Origin of the sequence: Candidatus Allofournierella merdipullorum (genome assembly GCF_048426865.1) — a bacterium.
Lineage (GTDB): Bacteria > Bacillota > Clostridia > Oscillospirales > Ruminococcaceae > Allofournierella_A > Allofournierella_A merdipullorum.
The window spans coordinates 43,615-51,220 of record NZ_DBFNWJ010000009.1 but is presented as its reverse complement, the minus strand read 5'-3'; the positions used below and the strand labels follow the sequence as shown (position 1 = coordinate 51,220).

The following is a 7,606-nucleotide window of genomic DNA, read 5'->3' as shown; positions in this document are numbered from 1 at the left end:
CGCCCCGGGCCCCCCCCCGCCCTATTGCTGTGTGTACATAAAGCCCCCCGCGGCGGGAGAAACTGCACACACAATGTTTTCGCGCAGCGGGAGGAGGACTCTGCTTTGAAGATAACGGTGGAACAATACGGCCGGCTGGTGGCGGGGGCCAGCCCCCACTCCAAATTGCTCAAGGACTGCCTGTGGGCCTTTTTCGTGGGCGGCGGCATCTGCCTTGCGGGCGAGGCGCTGCGCCGCGCCTATATGGCGGCGGGCTTTGTGCGCAGCGACGCGGGCTGCATGACCAGCATCACCCTCATCGTGATCTCCGCCGTCACCACCGCCCTGGGCTGGTATCACAAGCTGGCCACAAAGGCCGGGGCGGGCACGCTGGTGCCCATCACCGGCTTTGCCAACGCGGTGGTCAGCCAGGCCATCGAGGCCCGGTGCGAGGGCTACGTCACCGGCGTGGGGGCCAAGATGTTCCAGATCGCCGGCCCGGTCATCGTCTACGGCGTGCTGGCCAGCACCGCCTGGGGGGCGCTGTACTACTTCCTGCGCCCCTTCATCTAAAGGAGGCGGGCTGATGCGCAAAGGCGACACCATCCTCTTCGACGCGCCGCCGGTCATTCTGGCCCAGGGGGCCGTGGGCGGCAAAAAGGAAGGGGAGGGCCCGATGGCGGCCCAGTTCGACCTGCTCTTCCCCGAGAACAGCCTGGGCGAGCCCACCTGGGAGCAGGCGGAAAGCCGCCTGCAGCAGCACTGCCTGGAGCTGACACTGCAAAAGGCCCGGTTGCCCTTGGGGCGGCTGAGCCTGGTGCTGGGGGGCGATCTGCAGAACCAGTGCACCGCCACCGCCTACCACATGAGCCGCACCGACGTGCCCTTTGCCGGGCTGTACGGGGCGTGCAGCACCATGGCCGAGGCGCTGGGGCTGGCGGCCTGCCTTGCGGCGGGGGGCTGCGTGGAGGTGGCGGCGGCACTGGCCAGCAGCCACTTCTGCGCGGCGGAGCGGCAGTTCCGCACCCCTCTGAGCTACGGCGGCAAGCGCACCCCCACCGCCCAGTGGACGGCCACCGCCGCGGGCTGCTGCCTTGTGGCGGCGCGAGGGGCGGGGCCCCGGGTGGCCTCGGTCACCTTCGGCCGGGTGCGGGACTATGCCGTCACAGACCTGACCAACATGGGCGGCGCCATGGCCCCCGCCGCCGCCGAGACCATCCTGCGCCACTGCGCGGACACCGGCCGCACCCCCGCCGACTTCGACGCGGTCTACACCGGCGACCTGGGTCTGGTGGGCAGCCGTCTGCTGGCCCAGCTGCTGGAGGCGGAGGGGCTGGAAATGAAAAATCACACCGACTGCGGCCTCGAAATTTACGACATCCACAAACAGGAGGTGCAGGCCGGGGGCAGCGGGGCGGGCTGTTCGGCGGCGGTGCTCTGCGCCCGGGTGCTGCCCGCTCTGCGCAAGGGCAAAATGCGCCGGGTGCTGTTCCTCTCCACAGGGGCGCTGATGAGCCAGATCACCAGCCAGCAGGGGATGAGCATCCCCGGCGTGGCCCATCTGGTGGAACTTGTGAGCGAGGAGGCAGAAGCATGACCTATCTTTGGGCGTTTGTGGTGGGCGGCCTCATCTGCGTGGCGGGGCAGCTGCTCATCGACCTGACCAGCATCACCCCCGCCCGGGTGCTGGTGACCTATGTGGTGGCGGGCGTCGTGCTCAGCGCGTTGGGCCTCTACGACCCGCTGGCGGAATTCGCCGGCGCGGGGGCCAGCGTGCCGCTGCTGGGCTTTGGGCACCTGCTGGCTCAGGGCGTGGTGGACGCGGTGGAGAAAAGCGGCCTTTTGGGCGCGCTGTGCGGCGGCTTTTCCGCCGCTGCCGCAGGGGTCACCGCCAGCCTCGTCTGCGGCGTGCTGGCCGCGGCCTTCAGCCATTCCAAAGACCAGAACTGAAAACAAAAAGCGGCTCCCCGCCAAGGGAGCCGCTTTTGTTATGCCTTTTTTCAGAACAGGCCGGTGATGCGGCCGTTCTCGTCCACGTCGATGTTCTCGGCGGCGGGCTTTTTGGGCAGGCCGGGCATGGTCATGATGCTGCCCATGATGACCACCACGAACCCCGCGCCGGCGCTAAGGCGCACGTCCCGCACGGTCATGGTGAAGCCCTCCGGCGCGGCCAGCAGGGTGGCGTCGTCGCTGAAGGAGTACTGGGTCTTGGCAATGCACACCGGCAGCTTGCCGTAGCCCATGGCCTCAATTTCCGCCAGCGCCTTCTTGGCGGGGGCGCTCCAGCTCACCGCCGCGGCGCGGTAGATTTTCTTCGCCACCGCGTCCACCTTCTCCGCCAGCGGGGCCTCGTCGGGGTAGGTGAAGTTGAGAGTGGTCTCGGGCTGCAGGATGCTCAGCACCGCTTTGCCCAGTTCAAGGCCGCCCTTGCCGCCGTCGGCAAAGACGGTGGCCAGCTCGCAGGGCACGCCCAGGTCGGCGCAGATGTCCCGCAGACACTCGTGCTCCTCGGCGCTGTCGGTGGGGAAGGCGTTGATGGCCACGCACACCGGCACGCCGAAGCCCCGCATGTTCTCCACATGGCGGGCCAGGTTCGCCGCGCCCGCTTTCAAATAGTCCACGTTGGGCACGCCCAGCTGGTCCTTGGGGCAGCCGCCGTGATGCTTCAGCGCCCGCACGGTGGCCACAAGCACCACCGCGTTGGGGGCAAGGCCGGTCATGCGGCACTTGATGTCCAGGAATTTCTCCGCGCCCAGGTCCGCGCCGAAGCCCGCTTCGGTGACCACATAGTCCGCCAGCGACAGGCTCAGCCGGGTGGCCATCACGCTGTTGCAGCCGTGGGCGATGTTGGCGAAGGGGCCGCCGTGGATGATGGCGGGGTTGTTTTCCAGCGTCTGGACCAGGTTCGGGTCGAAAGCGTCCTTCAACAGGGCGGTCATGGCGCCCGCCGCGCCGATCTGGCCGGCGGTCACAGGCTGGCCCTCGTAGGTGTAGCCCACCACGATGCGGGACAGCCGCTCCTTCAAATCTTTCAGGTCGGTGGCCAGGCAGAAGATGGCCATCACTTCGCTGGCCACCGTGATGTCAAAGCCGTCCTCCCGGGGAGTGCCGTTCACCTTGCCGCCCAACCCGTCGGTCACATAGCGCAGCTGCCGGTCGTTCATGTCCACGCAGCGCTTCCAGGTCACCCGGCGGGGGTCGATGTGGTGGGGGTTGCCCTGGTAGATGCTGTTGTCCACCATGGCCGCCAGCAGGTTGTTGGCCGCGCCGATGGCGTGCAGGTCGCCGGTGAAGTGGAGGTTGATGTCCTCCATGGGCACCACCTGGGCGTAACCGCCGCCGGCCGCGCCGCCCTTGATGCCGAACACGGGCCCGAGGCTGGGCTCACGCAGGCAGAGCATGGTCTTTTTGCCCAGAGCGTTCAGCGCGTCCGCCAGGCCGCAGCTGACGGTGGTCTTGCCCTCGCCCGCCGGGGTGGGGCTGATGGCCGTGACCAAAATCAGCTTGCCCTGTTTCTCGGCCTTTTTGGCCAGCCGGTGGTCGATCTTCGCCTTGTATTTGCCGTAAAGGCTGATGTCATCCTCGCCAAGGCCCAGCCCCGCCGCGATCTCGGTGATGGGCTTCAAGGTCGCCTCCTGGGCGATCTGGATATCCGTTTTCATGCGCGCCACCCTTTCTGTCACATCGCGGGAGCCGGCGGCCCCCGCACCTTTTCTATTCTCCATGGTAGCAGAACCGGCCGCCGGTTACAAGGCCCGCCGCAAAAGTAACACTTTCCAGCCCCGCCGCGGCCTTGTGCCCCCGGGCGCGGTTGTGCTATAATATATTCTGTATTTTTATGACCCGCCGCCGGGTGAATGTCCAAACGCAACGGATAAAAACGGCGGACTATACTGATTGTAAAGGTCGGGAAGCTGCGATGATCGACAACGAAGCCCTGCATTATCTGGACAACGCCGCCACCACCCGGGTGGCCCCCGAGGTGGCCGACGCCATTTACAAAACCATGACGAACCACTGGGGCAACCCCTCCAGCCTCTACACCCCCGGCGTGGAGTCCAAGGAGCTGCTGGACAAGGCCCGGAACATCGTGGGCCGCACCCTGGGGGCCGAGCCGGGGCAGGTGTTCTTCACCGGCTGCGGCAGCGAGAGCAACAACATCGCCCTGCTGGGCGCGGCGCTGGCCCGGCGCAGCTGGGGCAAGAAAATCGTGGCCAGCGGATTTGAGCACCCCAGTGCGGCGCTGCCTCTGGCCCGCCTTGCCGAAGAGGGCTTTGAGGTGGACTTCGTCGCCCCCGGCGCGGACGGCCGTCTGGACGTGGACGCCCTGGCCGACCGGGTGGACAAGGGCACCATTCTCGTCACCTGCATGCAGGTGAACAACGAGACCGGCGCAAGGCAGGACGTGACGAAGCTGGCCGCCCGGGTGAAAGAAGCCAACAGCCGCACCGCTGTGCATGTGGACGGCGTGCAGGCTTGGATGCGGGTGCCGGTGAGCCTGGAAAACATCGACAGCTACACCGTCAGCGGCCACAAAATTCACGCCCCCAAGGGCGTGGGCGCGCTCTATCTGCGCCGGGGCTATAACATCCAGCCGCCCTATCTCGGCGGCGGGCAGGAGAAGGGCCACGGCGGCGGCCAGGAGCAGGGCGTGCGCCCCGGCACCGAGAACCTGCCCTACGCGGTGGGCCTCGCCACCGCCGCAAGGCGGATGGAAAAGACCTTCGCCGCCCGGGCGGCCCATGTGGCGGCGCTGAACGCCCGGCTGCGGGCGGGGCTTGCCACTCTGGACGTGGTGCTCAACAGCCCGGAGGACGCGGTGAGCGAGGTGCTGAACTTCAGCACCATGCGGGTGAAGAGCGAGACGATGCTCCATTATCTCGAGCAGACGAAGGTGTATGTGTCCAGCGGGTCGGCCTGTTCCCGGGGCGCTGCCAGCCACACGCTTGCGGCCATGGGGCTGGACGCCCGGCGCATCGACACCGCCCTGCGGGTGAGCTTCTGCGCCGAGAACACCGAGGCGGACGTGGACGCCCTTCTCAACGGCCTGGAACAGGGCCTCAAAACGCTGGCGCAGCTGCGCTGAACAAGGAGAAACGACGATGAAAGAAGTCATTTTGTGCTACCAGGGCGAGATGGCCCTGAAAGGCCTGAACAAGGCCACCTTTGAGGCAGCCCTGGCCAAGGCCATGCGCTTTAGAGTGCGGGAGCTGGGCCAGTACCAGGTCTATAAGGCCCAGAGCACCATGTATGTGGAGCCCCGGGACGAGGAGGCCGTGGCCAATTTCGACGAGGCCTTCAAGCGGGTGAGCCAGGTGTTCGGCCTGGCGGCCCTCAGCCGCGCGGCGGTGTGCGAAAAGGATTTTGAGGCCATCAAGAACACCGCCGAAGCCTACCTGGGCGAGACCCTGCGCGGGGTGCGCACCTTCAAGGTGGAGGCCAAGCGCTCGGACAAGTCCTTTGCCATGAAGAGCCCGGAGATCAGCCGGGAGCTGGGGGGCTTTCTGCTCTCCAAGCACCCCCACCTGAAGGTGGACGTGCATCACCCGGACATCGTGGTCATGGTGGAGGTGCGGGACTACGGCGCCTACATCCACGGCCCCAAGGTGCCCGGCCCCGGCGGCCTGCCGGTGGGCACCAGCGGCCGTGCGGTGAACATGCTCTCCGGCGGCATCGACAGCCCGGTGGCCGCCTGGTACATGGCCCGCCGCGGCCTTGCGCTGCACCACATCCACTTCGCTAGCCCGCCCTACACCAGCGAGGCGGCCAAGCGCAAGGTGCAGACCCTGGCCCAGACCATCAGCGGCTACACCGGCAGCTGTGTTTTGTATGTGGTGCCTTACACCACCCCCCAGGAGTACATCCGGGACCACGCGCCCGACGTTTTGTTCACTGTGCTCATGCGCCGCAGCATGATGCGCATCGCCAACCGCATCGCGAAAGAGATCGACGCCAAGGCCCTGGTCACCGGCGAAAGCCTGGCCCAGGTGGCCAGCCAGACCCTGATGGCCCTGGCCTGCACCGACGCGGCCCAGGACCTGCCCATCCTGCGGCCCCTCATCGGTATGGACAAGACCGAGATCGTGGAGGTGGCCCGGCGCATCGGCACCTTTGAGACCAGCATCCTGCCTTATGAGGACTGCTGCACCATCTTCACCCCGCCCCACCCCAAGACCAAGCCCACTCTGGCCGAGGTGGAGGCCGCCGAGGCGGAGATGCCCGGCCTGGCCGCGCTGGAAGAGCAGGCGGCCAAAGATGTGGAGCGCATCCGCATCGACATGCGCAAAGCGGAGGAAGACGAGGACGACCTGCTGCTGTGAGGCCGCCGAAAGGGGGAGAAGCACATGACCGCTGAGATCATCTGTGTGGGCACCGAGCTGCTGCTGGGTGACATTCTGAACACCAACGCCCGGTTTTTGTCCCGGGAGCTGGCGGCGCTGGGCATCGACGTGCTGCGCCAGCAGGTGGTGGGCGACAACGCCGCCCGCCTGGAGGGCGAGGTGCGCGCCGCCATGGCACGCAGCGACCTGCTGGTGTTCTCCGGGGGGCTTGGCCCCACGGCGGACGATTTGACCAAGGAGACGGTGGCCCGGTGCTTTGGCGACGAGATGCGCTTTGAGCCGAAAGTGCTGGAGGAGATCCGCGCCTTCTTCACCTCCACCGGCCGCACCACCCCCGCCAACAACGAAAAACAGGCCATGGTGCCCACCAAGGGCGGCTGGTTCGAAAACCCCAACGGCACGGCCCCGGCGGTGTGGTTCGAGGCGGACGGAAAACGGGCGGTGTTGCTGCCCGGCCCGCCCTCGGAGCTGGAGCCTTTGTGGAAAAACGCCGTGCGCCCCTTTTTGCAAAAGGGCCAGCACCGGGTGCTGGAAAGCCTTGTGCTGCGCCTCACCGGCATCGGCGAGAGCCACGCCGAGGAGCTGCTGGGCCATCTCTTCCAGAACGAGAACCCCACCGCCGCCGTCTACGCCAAGACCTCGGAGCTGCTCATCCGCATCACCGCCGCCGCCCCCGATGAGAAAACGGCCCGGGCCATGTGCCGGGACTACGCCGAAAACTTCTACCGGCTGGCGGGGGAGTACATCTACGCCGAGGGCGAGGAGGGGCTGGAATACGCCTTGGTGAACGCCCTGCGCCAAAAGGGTCTCACCCTCGCCACCGCCGAAAGCTGCACCGGCGGCCTTGTGAGCCAGCTGGTCACGAACGTGCCCGGTTCCAGTGAGGTGTTCGGCTTCGGCTTTGTGACCTATGCCAATGAAGCAAAACAGAAACTGCTGGGGGTCAGCGAACAGGCCCTGGCAAACCACGGCGCGGTGAGCCCCCAGGTGGCCGCCGCCATGGCGGCGGGCGCGGCAAAGGCCGCCGGCGCGGACGTGGCCGTCTCCCTCACCGGCATCGCCGGCCCCGGAGGCGGCACCCCCGAAAAGCCGGTGGGCCTTGTGTACATGGGCGCGGCCCGGGGCGAACAGGTGTTCGTCAAGCGTCTGGACCTGGGCAACCGGGACCGGGCCACCATCCGCCTGTCCGCCGCCAAAAACGCCCTGGACGCCGCACGCCGGCTGGCCCTGGGCCTTCCCATTCCCGGCGCTGTCCGCGCCGAGACCATCCCGGAATAAGAGGTGAA

7 protein-coding genes are annotated in these 7,606 nt (G+C 67.2%); 6 read left to right on the top strand and 1 reads right to left on the bottom strand.

The annotated features are described in order from the left end of the window. The first annotated feature begins 105 nt into the window (after positions 1-105). Genes ACMNAY_RS02085 through spoVAE form a run of 3 tightly spaced genes read left to right on the top strand, consistent with a single transcriptional unit; the run spans position 106 to position 1,929 of the window. Entirely contained in the window at positions 106-552 is a 447-nt protein-coding gene (locus ACMNAY_RS02085; RefSeq protein ID WP_417025381.1) for a SpoVA/SpoVAEb family sporulation membrane protein, read from the top strand. 13 nt (positions 553-565) lie between these two features. Next, positions 566-1,576: a stage V sporulation protein AD gene (locus ACMNAY_RS02080; RefSeq protein ID WP_418718200.1), complete on the top strand. Its 1,011-nt coding sequence runs from the start codon at positions 566-568 to the stop codon at positions 1,574-1,576. Further along, positions 1,573-1,929 carry a stage V sporulation protein AE gene (gene spoVAE / locus ACMNAY_RS02075; protein WP_330056144.1) on the top strand — a complete coding sequence of 119 codons (357 nt, stop codon included), beginning with the start codon at positions 1,573-1,575 and terminating at the stop codon, positions 1,927-1,929. The genes ACMNAY_RS02080 and spoVAE overlap by 4 nt, the downstream gene beginning before the upstream one ends. Positions 1,930-1,979: 50 nt before the next feature. Here the strand turns inward: spoVAE and ACMNAY_RS02070 are convergent, their stop codons facing one another. After that, complete coding sequence (locus ACMNAY_RS02070) at positions 1,980-3,641, bottom strand: formate--tetrahydrofolate ligase (RefSeq protein WP_394968230.1); 1,662 nt, start codon at positions 3,639-3,641, stop codon at positions 1,980-1,982. 257 nt (positions 3,642-3,898) lie between these two features. On the opposite strand from ACMNAY_RS02070, the gene ACMNAY_RS02065 reads away from it, so the two are divergent. Genes ACMNAY_RS02065 through ACMNAY_RS02055 form a run of 3 tightly spaced genes read left to right on the top strand, consistent with a single transcriptional unit; the run spans position 3,899 to position 7,598 of the window. Further along, entirely contained in the window at positions 3,899-5,065 is a 1,167-nt protein-coding gene (locus ACMNAY_RS02065; RefSeq protein WP_418718199.1) for a cysteine desulfurase family protein, read from the top strand. Positions 5,066-5,081: 16 nt separating this feature from the next. Further along, on the top strand, positions 5,082-6,299 hold the full coding sequence (gene thiI, locus ACMNAY_RS02060) for a tRNA uracil 4-sulfurtransferase ThiI (protein ID WP_418718198.1): 1,218 nt from the start codon (positions 5,082-5,084) through the stop codon (positions 6,297-6,299). Between the two features lie 24 nt (positions 6,300-6,323). Then, positions 6,324-7,598, top strand: coding sequence for a competence/damage-inducible protein A (locus tag ACMNAY_RS02055; RefSeq protein WP_418718197.1), 1,275 nt, complete (start codon positions 6,324-6,326; stop codon positions 7,596-7,598). Positions 7,599-7,606 lie beyond the last annotated feature (8 nt).

What these genes read in the sequence shown, in the direction of transcription:
- spoVAE (WP_330056144.1), top strand. Translation starts at nt 1,573, where the DNA reads ATGACCTATCTTTGGGCGTTTGTGGTGGGCGGCCTCATCTGCGTGGCG.
- ACMNAY_RS02055 (WP_418718197.1), top strand. Translation starts at nt 6,324, where the DNA reads ATGACCGCTGAGATCATCTGTGTGGGCACCGAGCTGCTGCTGGGTGAC.
- ACMNAY_RS02080 (WP_418718200.1), top strand. Translation starts at nt 566, where the DNA reads ATGCGCAAAGGCGACACCATCCTCTTCGACGCGCCGCCGGTCATTCTG.
- ACMNAY_RS02065 (WP_418718199.1), top strand. Translation starts at nt 3,899, where the DNA reads ATGATCGACAACGAAGCCCTGCATTATCTGGACAACGCCGCCACCACC.
- thiI (WP_418718198.1), top strand. Translation starts at nt 5,082, where the DNA reads ATGAAAGAAGTCATTTTGTGCTACCAGGGCGAGATGGCCCTGAAAGGC.
- ACMNAY_RS02070 (WP_394968230.1), bottom strand. Translation starts at nt 3,641, where the DNA reads ATGAAAACGGATATCCAGATCGCCCAGGAGGCGACCTTGAAGCCCATC.